Source organism: Streptomyces sp. NPDC056361 (assembly GCF_042262805.1).
GTDB lineage: Bacteria > Actinomycetota > Actinomycetes > Streptomycetales > Streptomycetaceae > Streptomyces.
Map to the genome: position 1 here is coordinate 14,463 of NZ_JBHJQI010000078.1, position 22,443 is coordinate 36,905.

Annotated in this window: 23 protein-coding genes and 1 pseudogene; 14 read left to right on the forward strand and 10 right to left on the reverse strand. The window is 73.5% G+C overall.

Annotated features, from left to right (window positions below; all coding sequences use genetic code 11):
• The first annotated feature begins 48 nt into the window (after positions 1-48).
• From hmgA to ACFCY7_RS24235, 4 genes are all read left to right on the forward strand, one after another.
• Positions 49-1,362: a homogentisate 1,2-dioxygenase gene (hmgA, locus tag ACFCY7_RS24220; RefSeq protein ID WP_376488136.1), complete on the forward strand. Its 1,314-nt coding sequence runs from the start codon at positions 49-51 to the stop codon at positions 1,360-1,362.
• A 40-nt stretch (positions 1,363-1,402) separates the two neighbouring features.
• Entirely contained in the window at positions 1,403-2,152 is a 750-nt protein-coding gene (locus tag ACFCY7_RS24225) for a GntR family transcriptional regulator (protein WP_376488137.1), read from the forward strand.
• A gap of 120 nt (positions 2,153-2,272) precedes the next feature.
• Positions 2,273-3,268, forward strand: coding sequence for a hypothetical protein (locus tag ACFCY7_RS24230; protein WP_376488138.1), 996 nt, complete (start codon positions 2,273-2,275; stop codon positions 3,266-3,268).
• 54 nt (positions 3,269-3,322) lie between these two features.
• Complete coding sequence (locus ACFCY7_RS24235) at positions 3,323-4,549, forward strand: type ISP restriction/modification enzyme (protein WP_376488139.1); 1,227 nt, start codon at positions 3,323-3,325, stop codon at positions 4,547-4,549.
• On the opposite strand, the gene ACFCY7_RS24240 is transcribed toward ACFCY7_RS24235, so the two are convergent.
• Positions 4,536-5,279, reverse strand: a complete 744-nt coding sequence (locus ACFCY7_RS24240; RefSeq protein ID WP_376488140.1) for a TetR/AcrR family transcriptional regulator — start codon at positions 5,277-5,279, stop codon at positions 4,536-4,538. The two genes, ACFCY7_RS24235 and ACFCY7_RS24240, sit on opposite strands and share 14 nt — an antisense overlap.
• A gap of 63 nt (positions 5,280-5,342) precedes the next feature.
• On the opposite strand from ACFCY7_RS24240, the gene ACFCY7_RS24245 reads away from it, so the two are divergent.
• From ACFCY7_RS24245 to ACFCY7_RS24255, 3 genes are all read left to right on the forward strand, one after another.
• The gene (locus ACFCY7_RS24245) at positions 5,343-6,281 is read left to right on the forward strand and encodes an ATP-binding cassette domain-containing protein (protein ID WP_376488141.1); all 939 of its coding nucleotides are present in this window, start codon (positions 5,343-5,345) and stop codon (positions 6,279-6,281) included.
• The gene (locus tag ACFCY7_RS24250) at positions 6,278-7,054 is read left to right on the forward strand and encodes an ABC transporter permease (protein ID WP_376488142.1); all 777 of its coding nucleotides are present in this window, start codon (positions 6,278-6,280) and stop codon (positions 7,052-7,054) included. Before ACFCY7_RS24245 ends, ACFCY7_RS24250 begins: the two co-directional genes overlap by 4 nt.
• Before the next feature lie 119 nt (positions 7,055-7,173).
• Positions 7,174-8,370 carry a CaiB/BaiF CoA transferase family protein gene (locus ACFCY7_RS24255; RefSeq protein WP_376488143.1) on the forward strand — a complete coding sequence of 399 codons (1,197 nt, stop codon included), beginning with the start codon at positions 7,174-7,176 and terminating at the stop codon, positions 8,368-8,370.
• A gap of 111 nt (positions 8,371-8,481) precedes the next feature.
• On the opposite strand, the gene ACFCY7_RS24260 is transcribed toward ACFCY7_RS24255, so the two are convergent.
• On the reverse strand, positions 8,482-8,754 hold the full coding sequence (locus ACFCY7_RS24260) for a hypothetical protein (RefSeq protein ID WP_376488144.1): 273 nt from the start codon (positions 8,752-8,754) through the stop codon (positions 8,482-8,484).
• A 311-nt stretch (positions 8,755-9,065) separates the two neighbouring features.
• Here ACFCY7_RS24260 and ACFCY7_RS24265 point away from each other — a divergent pair, with 311 nt between their 5' ends.
• Complete coding sequence (locus ACFCY7_RS24265) at positions 9,066-10,232, forward strand: serine/threonine-protein kinase (RefSeq protein ID WP_376488145.1); 1,167 nt, start codon at positions 9,066-9,068, stop codon at positions 10,230-10,232.
• Here ACFCY7_RS24265 and ACFCY7_RS24270 read toward each other — a convergent pair.
• Positions 10,216-11,022, reverse strand: coding sequence for an SGNH/GDSL hydrolase family protein (locus tag ACFCY7_RS24270; protein WP_376488146.1), 807 nt, complete (start codon positions 11,020-11,022; stop codon positions 10,216-10,218). The genes ACFCY7_RS24265 and ACFCY7_RS24270 overlap by 17 nt on opposite strands.
• Before the next feature lie 199 nt (positions 11,023-11,221).
• Here ACFCY7_RS24270 and ACFCY7_RS24275 point away from each other — a divergent pair, with 199 nt between their 5' ends.
• Positions 11,222-12,340, forward strand: coding sequence for a DUF5925 domain-containing protein (locus ACFCY7_RS24275; RefSeq protein ID WP_376488147.1), 1,119 nt, complete (start codon positions 11,222-11,224; stop codon positions 12,338-12,340).
• Positions 12,341-12,477: 137 nt separating this feature from the next.
• On the opposite strand, the gene ACFCY7_RS24280 is transcribed toward ACFCY7_RS24275, so the two are convergent.
• Positions 12,478-12,852, reverse strand: coding sequence for a GntR family transcriptional regulator (locus tag ACFCY7_RS24280; protein WP_367822738.1), 375 nt, complete (start codon positions 12,850-12,852; stop codon positions 12,478-12,480).
• Between the two features lie 74 nt (positions 12,853-12,926).
• On the opposite strand from ACFCY7_RS24280, the gene ACFCY7_RS24285 reads away from it, so the two are divergent.
• Together ACFCY7_RS24285 and ACFCY7_RS24290 are read left to right on the forward strand one after the other, a co-directional pair.
• Positions 12,927-13,850, forward strand: a complete 924-nt coding sequence (locus ACFCY7_RS24285) for a GNAT family N-acetyltransferase (RefSeq protein WP_376488148.1) — start codon at positions 12,927-12,929, stop codon at positions 13,848-13,850.
• Positions 13,831-14,310 (forward strand): DUF402 domain-containing protein, encoded by a 480-nt coding sequence (locus ACFCY7_RS24290; protein WP_376488149.1) that lies wholly within the window; start codon positions 13,831-13,833, stop codon positions 14,308-14,310. Before ACFCY7_RS24285 ends, ACFCY7_RS24290 begins: the two co-directional genes overlap by 20 nt.
• A 156-nt stretch (positions 14,311-14,466) precedes the next feature.
• Here ACFCY7_RS24290 and ACFCY7_RS24295 read toward each other — a convergent pair whose 3' ends face one another.
• From ACFCY7_RS24295 to ACFCY7_RS24310, 4 genes are all read right to left on the reverse strand, one after another.
• Positions 14,467-14,883, reverse strand: coding sequence for a DUF6299 family protein (locus tag ACFCY7_RS24295; RefSeq protein WP_376488150.1), 417 nt, complete (start codon positions 14,881-14,883; stop codon positions 14,467-14,469).
• 128 nt (positions 14,884-15,011) lie between these two features.
• The gene (locus ACFCY7_RS24300) at positions 15,012-16,502 is read right to left on the reverse strand and encodes a tripartite tricarboxylate transporter permease (protein ID WP_376488151.1); all 1,491 of its coding nucleotides are present in this window, start codon (positions 16,500-16,502) and stop codon (positions 15,012-15,014) included.
• A gap of 2 nt (positions 16,503-16,504) precedes the next feature.
• Positions 16,505-17,011: a tripartite tricarboxylate transporter TctB family protein gene (locus ACFCY7_RS24305; RefSeq protein ID WP_376488152.1), complete on the reverse strand. Its 507-nt coding sequence runs from the start codon at positions 17,009-17,011 to the stop codon at positions 16,505-16,507.
• A complete protein-coding gene (locus ACFCY7_RS24310) occupies positions 17,008-17,991 on the reverse strand; it encodes a Bug family tripartite tricarboxylate transporter substrate binding protein (protein ID WP_376488153.1) in 984 nt (327 codons plus the stop codon). Before ACFCY7_RS24310 ends, ACFCY7_RS24305 begins: the two co-directional genes overlap by 4 nt.
• A gap of 131 nt (positions 17,992-18,122) precedes the next feature.
• On the opposite strand from ACFCY7_RS24310, the gene ACFCY7_RS24315 reads away from it, so the two are divergent.
• Positions 18,123-18,791, forward strand: coding sequence for a response regulator (locus ACFCY7_RS24315; protein ID WP_376488154.1), 669 nt, complete (start codon positions 18,123-18,125; stop codon positions 18,789-18,791).
• Positions 18,792-18,917: 126 nt separating this feature from the next.
• A complete protein-coding gene (locus ACFCY7_RS24320) occupies positions 18,918-19,937 on the forward strand; it encodes a lytic polysaccharide monooxygenase (RefSeq protein ID WP_376488155.1) in 1,020 nt (339 codons plus the stop codon).
• Between the two features lie 3 nt (positions 19,938-19,940).
• On the opposite strand, the gene ACFCY7_RS24325 is transcribed toward ACFCY7_RS24320, so the two are convergent.
• Both ACFCY7_RS24325 and ACFCY7_RS24330 read right to left on the reverse strand, forming a co-directional pair.
• The gene (locus tag ACFCY7_RS24325) at positions 19,941-20,852 is read right to left on the reverse strand and encodes an esterase/lipase family protein (protein ID WP_376488156.1); all 912 of its coding nucleotides are present in this window, start codon (positions 20,850-20,852) and stop codon (positions 19,941-19,943) included.
• Between the two features lie 158 nt (positions 20,853-21,010).
• A pseudogene (locus ACFCY7_RS24330) lies at positions 21,011-21,271 on the reverse strand (hypothetical protein); the annotation flags it as partial.
• A gap of 112 nt (positions 21,272-21,383) precedes the next feature.
• On the opposite strand from ACFCY7_RS24330, the gene ACFCY7_RS24335 reads away from it, so the two are divergent.
• Positions 21,384-22,424, forward strand: a complete 1,041-nt coding sequence (locus tag ACFCY7_RS24335) for a DUF3533 domain-containing protein (RefSeq protein WP_376488157.1) — start codon at positions 21,384-21,386, stop codon at positions 22,422-22,424.
• Positions 22,425-22,443 lie beyond the last annotated feature (19 nt).

Consider the following 22,443-nt stretch of genomic DNA (forward strand, 5'->3'; position numbering starts at 1 on the left):
AGGATTCCCTTGTGGCCTCAGGCCAGGGGCTCAGGACAGGAGCGGGCGATGACCACGGAGCAGGCCAGGAAGACGGCCGAGGCGCTCACCTACAGCACCGGTTTCGGCAACGAGCACAGCTCGGAGGCGGTCCCCGGGGCCCTGCCGGACGGCCGCAACTCACCGCAGCGCGCACCCCTCGGCCTGTACGCCGAGCAGCTCAGCGGCAGCGCCTTCACCGAGCCGCGGTCCCACAACCGCCGCTCCTGGCTCTACCGGATCCGTCCCTCGGCGGCGCACCCGCCGTTCACCCGGATCGACAACGGCGCGCTGCACGGCGCGCCCTTCACCGAGACCGTCCCGGACCCCAACCGGCTGCGCTGGAACCCGCTGCCCGACCCGGCCCCCGGCACCGACTGGCTGGCCGGCCTGTGGACCCTCGGCGGCAACGGCGACGCGGCCCAGCGGACCGGCATGGCCGTGCACCTCTACCACGCCAACGCGTCCATGGACCGGGTCTTCGGCGACGCCGACGGCGAGCTGCTGATCGTCCCGGAGCGCGGCGGCCTGCTGCTCCGCACCGAGCTCGGCCTGCTCGCCGCCCACCCGGGCGAGGTCGCGCTGATCCCGCGCGGGGTCCGCTTCCGCGTCGAACTCCTCGACGAGACCGCCCGCGGCTACGTCTGCGAGAACTACGGAGCCCCCTTCCAGCTCCCCGACCTCGGCCCGATCGGCGCCAACGGCCTGGCCAACGCCCGCGACTTCCGCGCCCCGGTCGCCGCGTACGAGGACGTCGAGGGTCCGGTCGAGGTGGTCAACAAGTACTGCGGCAACCTCTGGTCCGCGACGTACGGCCACTCGCCGCTCGACGTCGTCGCCTGGCACGGCAACCACACGCCGTACGTCTACGACCTGCGTCGTTTCAACGTCATCGGGACGATCTCCTACGACCACCCCGACCCGTCGATCTTCACGGTCCTCACCTCGCCCACCGACACCCCCGGGCTCGCGGGCGTGGACTTCGTGGTCTTCGCGCCGCGCTGGCTGGTCGGCGAGGACACGTTCCGCCCGCCGTACTTCCACCGCAACGTGATGAGCGAGTACATGGGCCTGATCGAGGGCGCCTACGACGCCAAGGCGGAGGGCTTCGTGCCGGGCGGCGGCTCGCTGCACAACATGATGTCCGCGCACGGCCCCGACCGGGAGACCTTCGACAAGGCCAGCGCCGCCGAGCTGAAGCCGCAGAAGATCGACGACGGCCTTGCCTTCATGTTCGAGACCCGCTGGCCGATGACCGCGACCCCGCAGGCCGCGGGCGCCGACCACCTGCAGAAGGGATACGACGACGTATGGCAGGGTCTGGAGCGCCACTTCCGGCCGTAATGTCTCGGCCGTAAGCCCGTAGCCTTCGTACGGAGAACCCGTGACCGCCTTCGCACCCGACTCGCTGGTCCTGAACCGCAAGCTGCCTCTCTGGTATCAGGTCTCGCAGTCGCTGCGCGCCTCGATACTGGGCCGCACGCCCGACGCCTCGCTGCGGCTGCCCACCGAGGAGCAGCTCGCCGCCCACTACGGCGTGAGCGTGCTGACCATGCGCCAGGCCCTCAAGGAGCTGGAGGAGGAGGGGCTGATCAGCCGGCACCGGCGGCGCGGCACGTTCATCGAGCCGGGCGCCCGGCGGTCCACCCCGCGCCGGCTGCTGGGCTCGATCGACACGATCGTGGCCCAGCAGTCGGGCGAGCGGACGACGGTCCTCGGGCACGGTCCCGAACCGGTGCCGGGCGAGCTCGCCGAGTACTTCCCGGACGTGCCGGAGGTCGTGGCGTACCGGCGGCTGCGCCGCGACGGGGAGAGCGACGAGCCGACGAACTGGGCGGAGAACGCGGTGCTCCCCGAGCTCGCCGCCTCGATCGACCCGGCCGACCTGGTCCGCTGGCCGATGACCAAGGTGCTGCGGGACGTCGTCGGCGTCCGGATCAGCCGCATCACGGACACCGTCGAAGCCCGGCTCGCCGACCCGGAGACCGCGGGCCTCCTCCAGGTCCCCCTGCTCTCCCCGATCCTCCACTACACCGGCGTGACCTACGACGAAAACAGCCGCGTCGTCGACGTGGCCCGCATCCGCTACCGCGGCGACCGCTTCTCCTTCACGGTGACCGTCGGAGCGCAGTGACGCCTGCGGGGCGGTGGCGCCTGCCGGACCCGGGCAGAGACGGCGGCGACACCCTGCCGGAACCGACCTCTCGCCCTCCGGTCCGCACCCTGCCAGGCTGACGGCGGGGGGGATGACCGCATGAGGCACGTACCTTTCTTCCGCTGGGTCCTGACGGCCGGCTTCACGCTCTTCGCGTGTTCGGTCGGGCTGTACGCGATCGAGCCGGACGGGGAGCTGCCCGCGTCGCGCCAGATCGACCTGGCGGTGGTCCACGAGAAGGCCGACGGCACCTGCCGGGTCCGGTGGAGCGACCCGTACGCGAAGAAGACGCGTGAGGGGCCGTACCACTGCGACGCCGGCCGGAGCGACAGCCTCAAGGCGCCGAACTACGGAGACAGCCGGGGCTACGGCTGGGCGTCCGGGTTCATGTTCACGGAAGGGCCGGACCGGGGGGACCTGGACGACATCGAAGTCGACCCGGAGCGGGACCTCTCCACCTCGGACGCCCTCCTGCTGCTGGGGGTGCTGCTCATCACGACCGGACTGGTCGGTGGAAACCTCCGGGCCCTCCCCCGGGTCCTCGGCGTGGAGGCGCGGCTCGTGCGCCGCGCGATCCGGCTGGCCGAGGCCGCCGGGTGGGCGTCCGAGGACTACGCGCGGGCGGTGGACGCGGTGCGGGACGCCGGGTGGCGGGGGGAGCTCGGCGCGGTGCCCGACCCCGAGCTGGTCCGCGCCCTGTGGGTGCTGCGGGAGGCCGGACCACAGGCGCACGCGGCGGCGGCGACCGCCCGGAAGCTCGCTGCCCGGCTGGGCCCGCTGCTGGAGAAGGCGGCCCCCGCCGCGGGGCTGGGCAACAGACTCCAAGCCGGACCGGCGGCCCGCGCCGACGCCGCGGCCGCGGTCGCCGAGCTGCGCCGGCTGCTGGCCGACGCCGAACGGCACGGCCTGCGGGAGCGGTTCGCACAGACCTCGGTCGACCTGCTCCGGGGGCAGGACGGCGACCGGGCCGTCCTCGCGGCCGGGGCGGACTTCGAGCAGGACCCCGAGGCGTACCGCCGTCTCCTGGAGGACCTCGCTCCGTTCGAACCGGCGGCCCGGCGGAAATCCCCGCGCCACCGCCGGTGGCGCCGCTGACGGGTCCGCCCCGACGCGGCCGGCGCTGGCCCCGTACGGACGGCGCTCGTTAGCATGCGGGGCGTGACGGAAGCCCCCCGAACGGAAGCCCCCCGCGCCGATGACGAGCCGCCCCTCCTCGACGAGCTGATGCCGTGGGCCGTGGCGCCGCTGCGGTTCGGGCGGGCATGGGTCGTCGCTCCCGATGCCCGCACCCTGCGGGCCCGCTGGGACAGGCTGGCGGCGGCCGAGGGGGCGGAGCGGGAGGCGTTGTTCCGGCCGAGTCGGGCGCGCACGCCGGGGAGCGCGGTGGCGGCGTTGCCGGGTCAGCGGACCGGGACCGCGCGGTTCGCGCGTGAGCCGGGACCGTGCCCGGCGCCGGTGCGGGTGGCGCACGGGCCGTTCGACGAGCAGTGGCTGCTCCCCGACCACCGCCTGATCGACACCGCGCGCCCGGAGCTGTGGCGGGTGGCCGGTGGGCCGCAGCTCTTCGCCGTGGAGCAGGGGTACGTGCCGGGGGCGCGGGGTCCGGCGCTCCTGGTGACCGCCGCGCTCCCCGAGGGGCGTTCCCCGGCGGGCCGCCCGGGCCGCATCAGGCCGCTGTTCCGGCGCCCCGGGGGGCTGGAGCCGAACCTCGCCCCCGGCCTGCTCGACTTCCTCGGGGAGCGGTACGGGCGCGAGGTCGACGCCCGGGAGTGGCTGGCGTGGACCGTGGCGGCGGCGCTGCCCTCCCCCGCCGGGTGCCGGGTGCCGCTGCCCGGTGACCGGGAGGTGTGGGCGGCGGGCGTGGCGCTCGGCCGGGAGCTCGTGGACGTGCAGGCGCGCGGCGCGTTGAGCGGGACGAAGCCGCGGCTGCCGGGCGGGCGCCGGCCCTATGTGCGGGCGGCGGTTCCGGCGCGGCCGACGGCGATCGCGTACGACGCCGGGGACGAGGTGCTCGATCTCGGCGGGGGCCGCATCTCGCCCGTACCGGTGGAGGCGTGGGACTACCGGGTCGGCGGGGTGCGGGTGCTGGAGCAGTGGTTCGCGCACCGGACCGCGCCGGCGGAGCCCGGGTCCCTGGAGGCGATGGGGCCGGGCGACTGGCCGCAGGAGTGGACCTCGGAGCTGCTCGACCTGATCACCGTGCTGGCGCTGCTCGGCGCGCGGGAGCCGGAGCGGGCCGCGTTCGCCGCCGGGGGTCTCGGCGGGGCGGACCTCCGGGCCGCGGGGGTGCTGCCGCCGCCGGACCGGACGCGGCGCCCGGCGTCCGTCCTCGATCACCAGGAGGAGGGTCCGGAGGGGCAGTTCATGCTCCTGTGACGCTCGTTCCCGCGGCCGGGGGCGCGAACGAGTCGAGGAGGCGGGCGATGGTCATCGCGAAGATCTCGTCGGGGTCGACGGGCGCGGCGGGGGCCTCGGCGAGCAGTCCGGCGAGGTGCGGGTAGCGTCCGCTCGCCACCTGTCCCATGAGGTAGGCGCCGCGGACGGCCTGCTCCTCCGCCTCGGACCAGGGAAGTCCGCGGGCGCGTTCGGCGATGGCCTGCTCGTTGGCGACGGTCGCCATGACCGTGCCGTTGACCATGGCGATCAGCTGCATCTTGAGCCCGGCGGGGGCGTCCAGGGGCGTGAGGCAGCCCAGGCACCACTCCAGGAAGCGCAGGGCGTTGGGGCTGAAGCCGTAGGCGGTGGTCATCACGCGCGGCAGCCAGGGGTGCCGGTACATGATCGCGCGGCTCTGGTGGGCGATCGCGGTCATGTCGGCGCGCCAGTCGCCGCTGGGTTCCTCGGGGAGCTCGTACTCGCCGCTGACCGCGTCGACCATCAGCTCGTACAGGTCCTCCTTGCGGGGGACGTAGTTGTAGAGCGACATGGTGCCGCAGCCGAGTTCGGCGGCGACGCGGCGCATGGAGACCCCGTCGATGCCGTCGGCGTCGGCGATGCGGACGGCCGCGTCCACGACGTCCCGCCGGCTGTACGCCGGCTTCGGGCCGCGGCCCGTGCGCTCGGGGCGCGCCCAGATCACTTCCGGTTCGGCCGTTCGGCCCGCCATGGATCATCACCTCGCTCACCATCGTAGTTACGTACACCGTACGTAGTGGGTTATGGTCACCCCATGACGACTACGTACGCTGTACTTAGTGAAGGTCTGCAGAAGCGGTACGGCGAGGTCCACGCCCTCCGCGGCCTCGACCTGGCCGTCCCCGAGGGCACCGTCCACGGGATCCTCGGCCCCAACGGCGCCGGCAAGACCACCGCCGTCCGCGTCCTCACCACCCTCGTCGCCCCCGACGCCGGCAGCGCCCGGGTCGCGGGACACGACGTGGTGCGCGACCCGGCCGGGGTACGGAAGCGGATCGCGGTCACCGGGCAGTACGCCTCCGTCGACGGCGACCTCACCGGCGCCGAGAACCTCCGGCTCTTCGCCCGGCTCCTGCATGCCCCGCGCTCACGCGCCGACGAACTCCTGGAGCGGTTCGGCCTGGACGCCGCCGCCGACCGGCCCGCCCGGACCTACTCCGGCGGCATGCGGCGCCGCCTCGACCTCGCCGCGAGCCTGCTCGTACCGCCGCGGGTGCTCTTCCTCGACGAACCCACGACCGGCCTCGACCCGCACAGCCGGAACGGGATCTGGGACGCCGTACGGGAGTTGGCGGCCGACGGCACGACCGTGCTGCTCACCACCCAGTACCTGGAGGAGGCCGACCGGCTCGCCGACGACATCGTGCTGATCGACGAGGGACGTGCCGCGCAGCGCGGCACCCCGGCCGAACTCAAGGCGCTCATCGGCAGCTACGCCGAGGTCGCCGTCGCCGACCCGTCGGCCCTCGAAGCGGCCGCGGCCGTCCTCGACCGGCTGACCGGTTCGGCGCCGGCCCTGGACGCCGAGCGGCACACGGTCGGCGCGGTGACCACGGACACCACGCTCACCCTCCCCCGGATCGTCCGCGCGCTCGACGCGGCCGGGGTCCACATCATCGACGCCTCACTGCGCCCGCCCACCCTCGACGAGGTGTTCCTGCGCCTCACCGACCGGAAGGAGCTCGTCGCGTGAACGCCCTCGCGCACGACGGGACCGCCGTCCTCGGCCGCCACCTCCAGCGGATCCGGCACGCGCCCGCGATCACCGTCATGACACAGACGATGCCGATCGTCTTCCTCCTCTTCTTCGGGTACGTCTTCGGCAGCGCCCTCGCCACGCCCGGCGCCGAGTACCGGGCCTTCCTGGTGCCCGGCATGCTGGTCGCGACGGCGGCCGGCGGCCTCATGACCGGCATGTTCCAGGCCGCGCAGGACTCCCACCGGGGCGTCATGGACCGCTTCCGGACCCTGCCCATCAGCCGCTCCGCCGTCCCCCTCGGCCAGGCGCTCGCCGACCTGGTGGCGAGCGCGGTCGGCACGGTCCCGCTGGTCCTGGTCGGGCTCGCGATGGGCTGGCGCGTCGAGGGCACGCTCCCGCAGGCCCTGGGCGCCTTCGGCCTGCTGCTCCTCTTCCGCTTCGCGACGACCTGGGTGGGCATCCTCCTCGGACTGGCCTCGCGCAGCGAGGAGGCGGCCGGCCAGCTGGGCAGCGCCACCTTCATGCTGCCGCTCCTCTCCAACGCGTACATCCCGACCGGCGGCATGCCCGACTGGCTGCGGACGGTCGCCGAGTGGAACCCGATCTCGGCGGTCACGACCGCGGTCCGCCACCTCTTCGGCAACGCGCCGATCCCCGCGGACGCGGCCTGGCCGGTGGCCCACCCGGTCGCCGGGGCGCTGCTCTGGTCGCTGGGCCTGCTCGCCGTCTTCGCCCCGCTCGCGGTCCACCGGTACGCCCGCCGCTGACGGGCGCCGCTGACAGGCGCCCGCCCGGCGCGCCCGAGACCCGTGCCGGGCACGCCACCGGCTCCGCGTGACGCATCCCCTGATGACAGGAGCCGTACGGCACGGTAGGCAGGACTGTCATGAGCACCCAGCCACTCCCCCTCGAAGGGCTCACGGTCGTCGCCGTCGAACAGGCCGTCGCCGCGCCCTTCGCCACCCGGCAGCTCGCCGACCTCGGCGCCCGTGTCGTCAAGATCGAGCGCCCCGACGGCGGGGACTTCGCCCGCGGTTACGACACGGCGGCCCGCGGCCTCGCCTCCCACTTCGTGTGGTGCAACCGCGGCAAGGAGTCCGTGGCGGTCGACCTCAAGGACCCCCGGGGCCTCGCCCTCGTCCGGCGGCTGGTGGCCGGCGCCGACGTCTTCGTCCAGAACCTCGCGCAGGGGGCCGCGGCCCGCCTCGGCCTCGACGCCGCCTCGCTGTGCGCCGCGCACCCGCGGCTGATCGCCGTGGACGTCTCCGGATACGGGGCGACGGGGCCGTACGCGCACAAGCGGGCGTACGACATGCTCGTCCAGTGCGAGGCGGGCCTGGTGTCGGTCACCGGGACCCCGGAGCAGCCGGTCAAGTCCGGGATCCCGGCCGCCGACATCGCGGCCGGGATGTACGCCTTCTCGGGCGTGCTCGCCGCCCTGGTCCGGCGCGGCACGACCGGCCGGGGCGGCCCGGTGGAGGTCTCCCTGCTCGACTCGCTGGCCGAGTGGATGGGGCACCCCCTGCACCACGGGGCGCACGGGGGCGCCGCCCCGGCGCGCACGGGGCTGGCACACGCGGTCATCGCCCCGTACGACGCCTACCCGACCGCCGACGGGGGCCTGGTGCTGCTGTCCGTGCAGAACGACCGGGAGTGGCGGCGGCTCGCCGGACAGGTCCTCGGCCGGCCCGGTCTCGCCGACGACCCGGCCTTCGCGACCAACACGGCGCGGGTCGCCGGGCGCGCGGCGACGGACGCGGTCGTCGCGGAGGCGCTGGCCCCGCTGACGACCGCGGAGGCGCTGGCCAGGCTCGACGCGGCGGGCATCGCCTGCGCCCGCCTCAACTCGGTGGCCGAACTCGCCGACCATCCCCAGCTGACGTCCCGCGACCGCTGGCGGGAGGTCGAGTCGCCGGTCGGGCCGCTGCGCTCGCTGCTGCCGCCGATCGTCTTCCCGGACGCGCCGGAACCGCGCATGGACCGGATCCCGGCCCTCGGGCAGGACACGGACGCCGTGCTCGCCGAGCTCGGGGTGACGGAGGGGGAGCTGAAGGAGCTGCGGAGCACCGGCGCCATCGCCTGACGGGGCACCGGGTGCGGGCCGCACGGGCTCCGGACACGACTGAACGCCGGACGGGCGGGGACACGTCCGGCGGAGTCGCAGTCGGGGCCGTACGGGCGGCCCGGGGGTTCGCTAGCGGCGCGCGCCGAAGAGCGAGCGGCGCAGTCGGCGGAGCGGGGCGAAGAGCGAGACCCGCGCGCTGCGGCTGCGGTGGCTGTGCACCGGCGGCTCGTGCGTACGCGCCGTCAGTTCCCGCATCAGCAGCGTCGCCTCGGCCACCTCGCGCTGGGGCACGGCGGGGCCGCCGAGCACCGCGAGATGGCGGTCGAGTCGCGAACTCGTCGCGCTGCTCCCGCAGGTGATGGCAGGCACTCGCGGCCTGCTGCGCATTGCTATCTGTTCCATGTCACTCCCCACCCGTACAAGGGCACCCGGCCCGGGCAGGTTAACCCTATCGCCCCGCCACGACACGCGCGTATCCCGCCGACGGGATTCACCGCACTCGTACGAGGGTTGACGGTCACTGTCCGAATCCGTCTGATTCCAGGGCGAGTTGGACAGCACTCGAACACCTGCCGAACCGTCACGAACCATCCTGCACTCCAGCCCCTCGCGTGCGGACCGGAAGGCCGGTGTGATCTCCGACACCAAGATCGTCGGGACGCTCCGCCGCCGCGCCGGGGCCAGGAGGGCGCCCCTCGGGCTACCGTGGATCCATGACGGTGATCGCGGGTCGTTACCGGCTTCTGGACGTCCTCGCCGAGGGGGCGACGGGCACCGTCTGGCGCGCCCTGGACGAGTCGCGCATGCGCGAGGTGGCCCTCAAGGAGCTCCGGCTCCCCGACGGCGTCCCCGCGGACGACGTCCCCCTCCTGTACGCGCGCCGCGAGCGCGAGGCGCGCGCGGTCGCCCGGCTCTCCCACCCCGCGGTGGTGACGGTGCACGGCGTCGCCACCGAGGACGGCCGGCCCTGGGTCGTGATGGAGCTGCTCCGCGGCCTCACCCTCGCCGAGACCCTCGACGCGGGCGGCCCCCTCCCCCCGCGCGAGGCGGCGCGCGTCGGCCTCGACGTCCTCGGCGCCCTGCGCGCGGCCCGGGAGGCGGGCGTCCCCCACCGGGGCGTGACGCCGAATCACGTCCTCATCGGGAACGACGGGCGGGTCGTCGTCACGGGCTTCGGCACCGACCCGGGCGCCGACCCGTCCGACGGCGGTCCGCGCGCGACCCCCTCCGCCGGTGGCCCCGGCAGCGGCTCCGCGGCTCCCGGCGGTTCGACGGGACCGGACCTGCGGTCGCTCGGGGCCCTGCTCGACGCGGCGGCGGGCCGCGGGACCGGGCCTCTGGGCGCTCTGATCGAGGAACTCCTGGGGCCCGAGCCGCCGACCGCGGACCGAGTCGAGCGGGAGCTGGGGCAGTTGTCCGGCCGGGCCGCCCGGCCGACCTCGCCGCCCCCTCCCGGATCCGGACGGGGCCGCGGCGAGGGCCGTAACTCCCGAGCGGGCTCCCCTGCCCGTGAACCGGCGGACGGACCGGCGCGTGGACCGGGTCGCGGGGCGGGAGATGGGTCGGGTCGCGGGGCGGGAGGCGGGCCAGGAGATCGGTCGGGGCGCGGGTCGGGAGGCCGCCCCGGAGAAGGCTCCGGGGACGGACCCCGCCCCGCGGCGGCCCGGCTCAGGGGCTCCCGCACGGGTGCGCCCCGACGGGGACCCGTCCTGGTGGCCGGGGTCGTCGGGGCGCTGCTGATCGCGGGGGCGCTGGCGTATCACGTGGTGCGGGACGGCGGTTCGGGCGCCGGGCCGGAGCGGAACGGGGTGACGAGCACCGCTCCCGCCGGTCCCGGCGCCCCGGGTACGGACGGCGGTCCGGTTACACCGCGCCCCTGAAGGAGGGCAGGTAGCCGCCGGACTGGCCGGCGGCGGTCGGGTGGTACGACTCGCCGACGTTGAGCCAGTTGAGGCTGTGGAGCCAGGCGGAGCCGGAGCAGATCTCGTGGCCGGTGAAGGGCGGGACGACGCTGGCGAAGGCGAAGCCGTGGTCGGCGGCGCGCTTGGCGACGGCCGCGTTGAGGTAGTCGGAGGCTCCGTTGATGGCGCTGCGCTCGCCCTCGCTGAGGCCGGCGATGCAGCTGCCGTTCAGCTGGTAGAAGCGCGGGTAGCCGAGGACGACGACCCGGGCGGCGGGCGCCTTGTTCCTGATGGCGTCGTAGACGGAGTCGAGCTTGCCGGGGAGCGTGGTGTCCACGTAGCTCTTGGCCTGATTCACTCGGCTGATGCAGGTGGCCTCGGACTGGAGCACACAGGTCGTCATGACGTCGGCGAATCCGGCGTCATTTCCCCCGATCGTGATCGACACCAGGTCGGTGGCGGCCGAGAGGGGTCCGAGCTGATTGGCGGTCACATCACCCGTTCGGGCGCCGGAACAAGCGGTGAAGGCGAACGACGAGGGGGCGTTCGCGTTCTTCCACAGGACCGGGTACGCCTTCGTGGAGCGCTTGCAGTCGCCGCTGGCGCTGTCGTAACTGCCGGCACCGACGCCGGAGGAGTAAGAGTCCCCCAGTGCCACGTAGTCGAGTGCGGCGGTCTCGGCAGCCTGTGCCGCGCTCGCCCCGGTGAGGGCGAGGACGGCACCGAGCAGGAGCGAGGACGAGAGCGCGGTGAATCGGGACAGTCTCATGGAACCTCCTGTAGCAGGATCTCTGCGCTACCAGGTAGTAGCATCGGATCCGCCGTACCGGAAGTGTTCATGTCAAAACTGGGGGTCGACGGCCCCCGATCCTCCGTCAGCGACCGTCGAGATCCGGCCACTCCGCGCCGAGCGACGCCGAGAACGTCCCCTTCAAAACACGGTGCGCGGAATGCCCGGTTGCCGGATCATGGGCGCCATGGCTGACACCCCACCAGCACCGTCCGAGCCACAGCGGTCGCTGCCGATCCGGCTCAACCTCGACGACAGCGACTCGCCGTCGGACGTCGTCGACGCGCTGTTCCTCGGCCGCTTCGCCACCGGCGAGCAGCCCCACTCGCACAGCACCACCGTGGACCGGGTCAAGCCCGAGGCGACGCTCCTCCCGGCGGGCGCACGGGTGTTGCGGGCCGCGAAGGACGACGACCGCAGCGCCCTGCTCGCCGAGGGCGACGGCTGGACGCTGCTGGTCTCCCGCTGGAACCGGGGCGCGGACGTCACCGTGACGGCCGCCGACGCGGACCTGGCCGAGCGGATCCTCAAGGAGGCCACCGACGGCGCCAAGGACGAACCCGAGCCGCAGCCCGAGAACGTGACGATGGGGTTCTGGTACGTGTCCCCCCGGCGCGGCCCGCACCGGACCACCCGGCAGATCGGCGCCGGCACGTGGGACGAGGTGCGGCCCAACTACTCGGCGCCGGTGGCCGACTCCATGGACCGCCTGATGAAGGTGACCCCCGAGTCCATCGCCGGCCGGCTCCTGCTGCTCCACGGGCCGCCCGGCACGGGCAAGACGTCCGCGCTGCGGACCCTGGCCCGGTCCTGGCGGGACTGGTGCCAAGTGGACTGCGTGCTCGACCCGGAGCGGCTCTTCAACGACGTCGGCTACCTGATGGACATCGCCATCGGGGAGGACGAGGGCACGGCGAAGGGGCGGTGGCGGCTGCTGCTCCTGGAGGACTGCGACGAGCTGATCCGGGGCGAGGCGAAACACACCGCGGGGCAGGCCCTGTCGCGGCTGCTCAACCTGACGGACGGTCTCCTCGGCCAGGGGCGCAACGTCCTGGTCGGCGTCACCACCAACGAGGACCTGGAGCGGCTCCACCCGGCGGTCGTCCGCCCCGGGCGCTGCCTGGCCCGCATCGAGGTCGGTCCGCTGACCCGGGCCGAGTCGGTGGCGTGGCTGGGCCGCGAGGAGGGCGTGCCGCGCGAGGGCGCGACGCTGGCGGAGCTGTTCGCGCTGCGCCGCGGCACGCCCCCGGCGGAACTCCCGGAACCCCGCACGGCGGGGGCGGGGCTGTACCTGTAGGGCCCGCGCCCCGCCGTCTCAACTGTCGTAGGCGGCGGGGCGGGGCTGCACCTGCCGGGGCCCGCGCCCCCGCCGCCTCAGCTGTCGTAGACGGCGGGGCGGGTCTGCACCTGCGGGGGTCCCGCCCGCCCGCCGCCTCAGCTGTCGTAGGCGGCGCGCAGCGCCTCGCTCAGCGCCGCCTCCGCCGCCTCGCGGCTGAGGCCGAGACGGCGGGCCTCCTCGGCGAACTGGGCGGCGGCGGTGGCGGCCCGGCGGGTCGCCGCGTCCCCTGCCGCCGCGACGAAGGTGCCGTGCCGCCCGCGCGTCTCGATCACCCCGTCCGCCTCCAGCGCCTTGTACGCCTTGGCGACCGTGTTCGCTGCGAGGCCCAGCTGCTCCGCGAGCCCTCGTACCGTCGGCAGCTTGTATCCGACCGGCAGTCTGCCCGACCGGGCCCGCTCCGAGATCTGGGCACGCAGCTGTTCGTACGGAGCGGTGGTGGATTCGTGGTCCACGGCGATGGTGAGTGTCACCCCCCCGATTCTGCCCCCACCCCACCGGAAAATGGGAGGCGGCGGCGCACCCCCGGCCCGTAGCGTGCGACCACATGACTGTGATCGTCCGTGATGTGACGGCCGGGGACGCCGAGGGTTTCGCCCGGGTCCGCCGTGCCGCCCTGCCGTTCATGCTCGCGACCGCCGAGCAGTTCGCGTTCGACTGGGCGCACGCCCATCCCGCGGGCCACGAGCGTCCGCTCGTCGCGGTGACCGAGGACGGCCGGATCATCGGGACCGCCCAGGTACGGATCGCCCACGACTCCGCGGAGCCCGGCATCGGCTCCGTCAACGTGTACACGGACCCCGCCCACCTGGGGCAGGGCGCCGGGACGCTGCTGCTGCGCGCCGCCGAGGAGCACCTCGCCGAACACGGCGCGCGGACCCTGTACAGCTGGGTCCTCGACACACCGGAGGACCGCGCCTGGGCCGGGCGCCGGGGGTACTCCCCCCGCCGCTCCGCCTGCTTCCTCCGACTCGACCTCACCACCGCCGAACTGCCGCCGCTCCAGACGCCGCCGCCCGGTGTCGAGCTGCTCACGGCCGAGGACTTCGCCGCCGACCCGCGGCCGGTCTTCGAGCTGGACGCGCTCACGACGGCCGACGAGCCGGGTGACGTGGGCACGGAGCTCGACGACTACGCGCACTGGCGGACGGCCACCTGGGAACACCCCCTCCTCGACCGGGCACTCACGACGATCGCGGTGGTGGACGGCGTCCCGGCCGCGTTCAGCGCGGCGCAGACGGACGGTCTCGGCCGCTACAACTCGGGGATGACGGGCACCTCGCCCGCCTTCCGGGGCCGCGGCCTCGCCAAGCTCGCCAAGAACGCCTCGCTGCACCGGGCCCGCGCGGCCGGCTGCACGGAGGCGTTCACCGGGAACGACGCCGGCAACGAGCCGATGCTGGCGATCAACAAGTGGTTCGGCTACGAGATCGCGGCACGGGAGGTACGGCATGTCCGGACGATCGGTTGAGGTGACCCTGACGAAGGCGGGCCGGACGAAGATCCGCTACCCGGCCGAGGTGCTCACGGAGGACGGCGCCCGCCTCTCGGTGCGTGCCCCGTGGGCGGCCGAGGGCGTACGGGACTTCGGCTTCGTGCGGTTCGAGCCCGGCGACGTCTTCGTGGAGCACTACTGGAGCGACCGCTGGTTCACGGTCAAGGAGGTGTGGTCCGCCGACGGCGCCCTCAAGGGCTGGTACTGCGACATCACCCGTCCCGCCGTGATCGACGGCTCCGCGGTGGTCGTCGAGGACCTGGACCTGGACCTCTGGGTGTCGGCGGACGGCAGCGAGGTGCTGCGGCTCGACGAGGACGAGTTCGCCGCGAGCGGCCTCACCGCCTCCGACCCGGAGGCGGCGGCCCGCGCGGTCGTCGCCCTCGACGAGCTCGAAGTCCTCGGCCGCGAGGGCCTGATGGACCTGCTGCGCTGACCCGGCTCCGGCACGGGCACCGCGCCGGAGCTCGCACGGGTCAGGCCGCCGCGCCGGGGCTCGTACGGGTCGCGGCGCCGTGCCCGTGCTCGTACGGGTCAGGCCGCCGCGCCTTTGCTCGTACGGGTCAGGCCTCCGCGCCTGTGCCCGTACCGCTCAGCTCTCGTGCAGCTCGACGTCCGACGCCCGCGTGGCGAGGAAGCCGGGGGTGGGCAGGCCGGTCTCGCCGGTGGTGAGCTGCATGAGGGTGGCCTCGACCCGGGCGGTGCCGGCCCGGTACGCGGGGTCCTTCACGACGGAGGTGTTGACCCACGGGTGGACACGGCCGTCGCAGATCGCCTGCGTGCCGCCGATCCCGGCGGAGCGGTCGCCCTGGACGAGGGTGGAGCTGACGAAGACGGGGCCGGCGCTGTCGTCGATGCAGAGGTACGTGCCGGACAGCGTCACCGTGCTGTCGGCGGCGACCGTGCCCCGTCCGTCGACGGAGAGGGCGTCGACCCCTTCCGCGTGGGCGAGCGGGGCGACGGCGGCGGCGAGCAGGGCGGCTGCGGCCAGGGCGATGCGGACGCGCATGAGGGGGGTCCCTTCGGGATGTGGGGGGATGGTGCTGCCCGCCAGGGATACCGGATCAAGCCGCCCGCTGTCCGAAACTCACCCCATCGGGGGCGAGTTGGACAGCGGGCGCGCATACCGTCGTACGGTCAGTGCGGAGCCCGCCGGCCGACCGCCCTCCGCAGCAGCGGCCAGGCCAGCAGGATCACGACGACCGTGTACACGGTGATCGAGAACGGCGTGTTCACCAGACCCGCCGGCGATCCGTCGCTGATCTGGAGCGCACGGCGCAACTGCTGCTCCGCGGCCGGGCCGAGGATCACCCCGATGACCGCCGGCAGCACCGGCAGGCCGTAACGCCGCATCCCGAGGCCGAGCAGGCCGATGACGAGCAGGATCACCAGGTCCAGGGCCTCGCCGCCCACCGCGTACGCTCCGACGGCGGCGAAGAAGAGGATGCCGGCGTAGAGGTACGGGCGCGGGATGCGCAGCAGCTTGGCCCACACGGGCGCGAGCGGCAGGTTGAGCGCGAGCAGCAGCACCATGCCGACGAACAGCGAGGCGATCAGGCCCCACACCAGCTCCGGTTCCCGCTCGAAGAGCAGCGGGCCCGGCTGGATGCCGTACTGCTGGAACGCGGCCAGCATCACGGCGGCGACGGCCGTCGTGGGCAGGCCCAGGGTCAGCATGGAGACGAGCGTGCCCGCCGCGGAGGCCGAAGCCGCCGACTCGGGTCCGGCGACGCCCTCGATGGCGCCCTTGCCGAACTGCTCCTTGTTCTTCGAGAGCCGCTTCTCCATGACGTACGACAGGAACGTCGGGATCTCCGCGCCGCCCGCCGGGATCGCGCCGAACGGGAAACCGATCAGCGGCCCGCGCAGCCACGACTTCCACGTCCGTCGCACATCGTCCCCGCCCAGCCAGGGACGGCCGACGGGAATGGCCTCCCCCGACGTGCGGCGCAGGTGCGCGGCGACCCACAGGGCCTCGCCGATGGCGAAGAGACCGACCGCGACGATCACGACGTCGACGCCGTCGGCGAGCTGGAGCGAACCGAAGGTGAGGCGCTGCTGCCCCGTCATCTGGTCGAGGCCGACCAGGCCGATCGTCAGACCGATGAGGAGGGACGCGAGGCCCCGGATGCGCGACGAGCCGAGCACCGAGGTCACCGCGATGAACGCCAGGACCATGAGCGCCAGATAGTCGGGGGCGCCGATGTCGACGGCCAGCGCCGCGACGGTCGGGGCGAGGACGACGAGCAGGATCGTGCCGATCATGCCGCCGGCGAAGTGGCCGACGGCGGCCGCGGCGAGCGCCTGCGCGCCCCGCCCCGCCTTCGCCATCGGATTGCCCTCGATGGCCGCGACGACCGCGGCGCTCTCGCCCGGGGTGTTGAGCAGGATCGACGTGGTGGAACCGCCGAACATGGCGCCGTAGTAGATGCCGGCGAACATGATGAACGCACCCGTCGGATCGAGCCCGTACGTCACCGGCAGGAGCAGGGCGACGGCCATCGCCGGGCCGATGCCCGGCAGCACGCCGATCGCGGTGCCGAGGAGCACGCCGATCGCGGCCCACAGCAGGTTCATCGGGGTGAGGGCGGTCCCGAAGCCGTCGATGAGGGAGTTCAGGGAATCCACGGTCAGATCACTCCCATCAGCGGGCCGCCGGGCAGCGGGACGCCGAGCAGCTGGTCGAAGACGACGTAGGTCAGGAGCGAGAGGCCGGCCGCGATCAGCGGGTCGCGGTGGAGGTGGCGGCTGCCGAGGGCGTACGCCGCGCCCCAGAAGAGGAGGGCGCCCGCGACGGGGAAGCCGACCGGGCCGATGAGGACCGCGAAGGCCAGGAAGACACCGGCGAGGAGCACGACCGTGCGCCAGTCCGCGGGCTCCGTCAGGTCGACGTCCTCGCCGGCCTCGGACTCCCCGCGGCCGCCGCGCAGGACGTCGACGGTGAGGAGGACGGCGACGACGAGCAGGCCGCAGCCGACCACGACCGGGACGGTGGCGGGGCCGACGGGCCCGCGGCCCGTGACGTCCGCGTCGAGGGTCACGGCGTCGGTGAGGACGAGGACGCCGAGGAGGAAGAGCAGGGCGCCGACGCCGAGCTCGGAACGCCCGCGCAGCAGGCTCTTGAGCGTGGTGATCACAGGCCGAGCTCCTTCAGGACGGAGCCGACCCGCCGGTCCTGCTCGGTGAGGAAGGCGCCGAACTCCTCGCCGGGCAGGAAGGCGTCGTTCCAGCCGTGGGTCTTCAGCGACTCGCGCCACTGCGGGGAGTCGTGCAGCTTCGTCACCAGGCCGACGAGCTTCTCGCGCTCGGCGTCGGACAGGCCGGGCGGGGCGACGACGCCCCGCCAGTTGGTGAACTCGGTGTCGAGGCCCGCCTCGCGGAGCGTGGGGGCGTCGAGGCCGGGGACCCGCTGCGGGCCCGTGACGGCGAGGAGGCGCAGCTCCCCCGCCTTGATCTGGTCCAGGTACTCGCCGACGCCGGAGACGCCGAAGCCGACCTTGTTGCCGAGGATGGAGGCGAGGAGCTCGCCGCCGCCGTCGAAGGGCACGTAGTTGACGTCCTTCGGCGCGATCCCGGCGGCCTGCGCCATCAGCATCGGGGCGAGGTGGTCCGGCCCGCCGGGCGAGGAACCGCCCCCGACGGGCAGCTTGCCGGGATCCTTCTTCCAGGCCGCGAGCAGCTCCTGGATCGTCTCGTACGGGGAGTCCTTGCCGACCACGACGATGTCCTGCTCCTCGGTGAGCCGGGCGATCGGGGTGGTGTCGGCGAGGGTCCTGGGCGTCTTGTTGGTGTGGACGGCGCCGACGACACCGAGGCCCATGGACATGGCGAGGCGGCCGTTGCCGCGCTCGCCGACGAGCCGGGTGAGACCGACGGTGCCGCCCGCGCCGGGCAGGTTGAAGACCTCGATGTCGCCGGTGAGGCCCGCCTCCTCGGCGTTCTTCGCCGCGGTGCGGGCGGTGATGTCGTATCCGCCGCCGGGCGTGTTGGGGACCATGAAGCGCAGGCCGGGTATCTGCGTGCCGGTGTCGGAGCCGCTGCCCTGGCCGAGCAGCGGGGGACCCACCAGCACGAGCAGTGCCGCCCCGAGGAGGGCGAAGGGGGTGCGCAAACGCACGGGAGCCGCCTCTCAGGTAGAGGGATGAAGGGTGTGAGGTGGCCCACATGTTGCCGGTACGTGAAGAAGCTGTCTCTCTTCCGCAATCAACGGACGTTGTGGTCCTTGTGGTCGGGACCTAGCGTGTCCGCGTGACGAATGTGCTGGTCGTGGACGACGACTTCATGGTCGCCAAGCTGCACTGCCGCTACGTCTCGGCCGTGCCCGGCTTCCGCGTGTCCGGCGTCGCCCACACCGGCGCCCAGGCCCTCCGCGCCGCCGACGACCTCCGCCCCGACCTCGTCCTCCTCGACGTCTTCCTCCCCGACATGGACGGCATCCAGGTCCTACGCGAGCTGCGCGCCGCCGGCCACGCCGTCGACGCCCTCTTCATCACCGCGGCCCGCGACGCCGGCACCATCCGCTCAGCCCTCCGCGCCGGAGCCCTCCACTACCTGATCAAGCCCTTCAGCCAGACCGCCCTCCACGAGCAGCTCCGCCACGTCGCCTCCCTCCGCACCCGCCTCGACGACCTCGACGAAGCCCGCCAGGAAGACGTCGACCACATCTTCGGCACCCGCCCCCGCGCCTCCCGCGAACTCCCCAAAGGCCTCGCCGCCCCCACCGCCGACCTCGTCGACTCCGTCCTCCGCGCCCACCCGGAAGGCCTCTCCGCCACCGAATGCGCCGAAGCCGGCTCCCTCTCCCGCGTCAGCGCCCGCCGCTACCTCGAATACTTCGCCCAAACCGGCCGCGCAGAAATCACCCTCCGCTACGGCGGCACAGGCCGCCCGGAACGCCGCTACCGCCGACTGGGCTGACGCGTACGCGTTACGGCTCCGCCCCCTGTTCCTCAGGGGTCGCTTACCCCCGCCTTAACGCGGTCCTAAGGATCCCCGCCCCCCGCTCTTCAAGGGCTTTTTCGCGGTTTCGGGGGGCTAGCTTCCATGGGAACCCGCTGGGGCACCCTCGTGAAGGAGCTGTTTTTCGTGAGTTTTCGTCGTGTGGCCGCTGTAGTGACCGGCTCTGTGGTGGTGGGTCTGTCGGGGGTGGGAGGGGGGCAGGCGTTTGCGCATGGGTCGATGACGGATCCGGTGAGTCGGGTGGCGGGGTGTTACGCGGAGGGGCCGGAGGCGCCGAGGTCGGCGGCGTGCAAGGCGGCGGTGGGGGTGGGAGGGACGCAGCCGTTCTATGACTGGAACGGGGTGAACATCGCGAACGCGGCGGGGAAGCACCGGGAGTTGATTCCGGACGGGAAGTTGTGCAGCGCGGGGAACGAGAAGTACCGGGGGCTGGATCTGGCGCGGGCGGACTGGCCGGCGAGCAGGTTGACGGCCGGGGCGCACACGTTCCGGTACAAGGGGACGGCGCCGCACAAGGGGTCGTTCGCGTTGTACGTGACGAAGGACGGGTACGACCCGTCGAAGCCGTTGAAGTGGTCGGACCTGGAGGAGAAGCCGTTCGTGACGGTGACCGATCCGGGGATGGAGAACGGCGACTACGTGTTCCGGGGGACGGTGCCGGAGAAGTCCGGGCGGCATCTGATCTATTCGGTGTGGCAGCGGTCGGACTCGCCCGAGGCGTTCTACACGTGCTCGGACGTGGTGTTCGGGAAGGACGGCGGCGGTACGGCTCCGGCGCCGGCGCCGACGGCGCCGAGTGAGGAGCAGATCGAGGAGGGCCGGGAGGAGTCGTCCGTCGAGCACGGCGGGCACGGGGACGGTGACGCGGCCACGGGCGCGGGAGAGACCGCCGCCGTTCCGACTCCGTCGGGTGGGGCGACCACGGAGGCCGGCACCGCCCCCAACGTGCCCGCGCCCGCCGCCGGTTCGGGGTCCGGGGTGGAGCTGGCCGAGACCGGGGGCGACGGCGCCACGCCGTATCTGGCGGTGGGTGGCGCCGCCGGGCTCGCGGTGGGTGCGGTGATGCTGTTCGGTGCGGGCCGGCGGCGCCGGGCGGAGCGGTAGGGGTCAGCCGAGCACCGAGAGGCAGGTGGTCGGGGTGGCGTGGGCGGGGTCGAGGGCGTTGGCGACCTCGTGGAAGGTGACGCGGTCGACCGTGCCGATGGCGACGTGCTCGGAGAGGTCGAGGGCGCACTTGTCCTGGATGAGGACGTTGGTGACGTTCGGGCCGCTCAGGAACTGGGAGCGCCACGGGGTGACGACCTCGTCGTACTGGCTCGCGATGACGTGGTAGCGGACGCCGGGGACGGTGTCGCCGCCTTCGTTGAGCTTGGTGATGAAGGCGGAGCCGGCGATCTGGTCGGCGAGGCCGGGGGTCGTGGAGCTGATGAAGTCCTCGGCGCCGGGGAAGTACGGCAGGAGCTTGGTGAGGCCGAGGAGGGTGGTGCCGTGGTTGTCGGGGGCGATGCCGACGAGCGCGTTCACCTTCTCGGCCCCGCCGAGGAACTTGAGGTACCAGCGGGGCATCATGCCGCCCTGCGAGTGGCCGACGAGGTCGGCTTCGGGGGCGCCGGTGGCGGCGAGGACGCGGTCGACGTAGGTGTCGAGCTGGCCGGCGGAGGCGGCGATGGGGCCGAGGCCGTTGAAGAACGGCACGCCGGGCAGCTGGCCGTAGTCGAGCGAGAAGACGCAGTAGCCGCGGTTGACCAGGTAGGGCGCGAGTCCGAGCCAGTTGTCGACGGAGTTGCCGAAGGTGCCGTGGACGAGGACGACCGGGCGCGGGTGGGCGGCGGAGGGCTTGCAGGAGAAGTCGTTCCAGCCACGGCTGGGGGCGGTGGTCTCCGTCTGGGCCGAGGCGGACGCGGTGGGGGCGAGGGTGGCGGCGGCGGTCAGCAGGAGGACGGACAGCGCTCTGACGGCGTGCTTCCAGGGCTTCCGGCTCCGGGACGTTCGAGGTGCTCGGGACGTTCGGGGCAGCATCGGGCGATCTCCTTGCGGCTCAAGGGGATGGTGGGGGTGCTGTGCCCTGCGGTCCGGACCACAAGTGGGGATGCGCGGTGGGGATGCGCTTCAGCCAAATTACGCACGGGTAGCCTCGACTGGGAAGTTACGCGTCGGTAAAAAGTGGGGTGTCGCCGTCAGGCGGCCTGACGGCCCGCCAGCGAGCCCGGCAGCACCGCCCGTCGGCCGGACTTCGCCCGTGCCCGGTCCGCCACCACCTCGATGCGGCGGGCCTTCTCGTCCACCGGGTCCGGGCACAGCCGGTGGGCGGCCCCTTCGGCATCCGTCAGGCCTTCGGCGCGGAGCGCGACGCCCCGGACCCGGGCCCGCTGGAGGACGAGGGAGTCGCGGACGGCGTACGCGAGGGCGGTGGGCGCGGCGGAGTGGGCGGTGGGTTCGTGCGCTCCCGTCCCCCGAACCCGGCGTGGCCCACTTTCGAGCGTTCGTTCGATAACTCGTTCGGGCCCTTCCCGCCTGCGGACACCCCACGCTCCCCCGAGCCTGGGGGGCATGAGCTTCGTCGATGAACTGAAAAGCGCCGTCACCCCGCGAGCCGCCCTGCTCGTCGTCGGCGTCTTCGCCCTCCAGCTCCTGTTCATCACCTCGTACGTCGGGGCCCTGCACAATCCGAAACCCGTGGACGTCCCCTTCGGCGTGGTCGCCCCTCAGCAGCAGATCGCCACCGCCCTGAACGACCGGCTGGAGAAGCTGCCCGGCGACCCCCTCGACCCGCACGTGGTCGCGGACGAGGCCGAGGCGCGCGACCAGATCATGAACCGCGAGATCGACGGGGCCCTGATCGTCGACCCCCGGGGCCGCACCGACACCCTGCTCGTGGCCTCCGGCGGCGGCAAGGTGCTCTCCGCGACCCTGGAGGCGATGATCACGAAGCTGGAGGCGGCCAACCAGCGCCTGGTCCGGACCGTCGACGTGGCCCCGTCCTCCTCCCAGGACTTCAACGGGCTCTCCGCCTTCTACCTGGTCATCGGCTGGTGCGTCGGCGGCTACATCTGCGCCGCGATCCTGGCGATCAGCGCGGGCTCGCGGCCCGCCAACCGGGAGCGGGCACTCATCCGGCTCGGGACGCTCGCGCTCTACGCGGCGCTCGGCGGCCTCGGCGGCGCGATCATCGTCGGCCCGATCCTCGGCGCCCTGCCCGGCAGCGTCGCGGCCCTGTGGGGCCTGGGCACCCTGGTGGTCTTCGCCGTCGGCGCCGCCACCCTCGCCCTCCAGTCCGTCTTCGGGATCGTCGGCATCGGTCTGGCGATCCTGCTCATCGTGATCGCCGGCAACCCCAGCGCGGGCGGCGCCTTCCCGCTGCCGATGCTGCCGCCGTTCTGGCGGGCGATCGGCCCGTACCTGCCACCGGGCGCGGGCACTTGGGCGGCCCGCTCGATCGCGTACTTCAAGGGCAACGACATGACCGCCTCGATGGTGATCCTGTCGGTCTGGGCGATCGTCGGCTCGGCCGTCACCCTGGTGCTGTCCTCGGTGAAGCGGCACCCGAAGGCGGAGCCGATCGCCGGGGAGGTGGGCGAGCCCCGGGCGTAGCGGGCACGGTGAAGGCCCC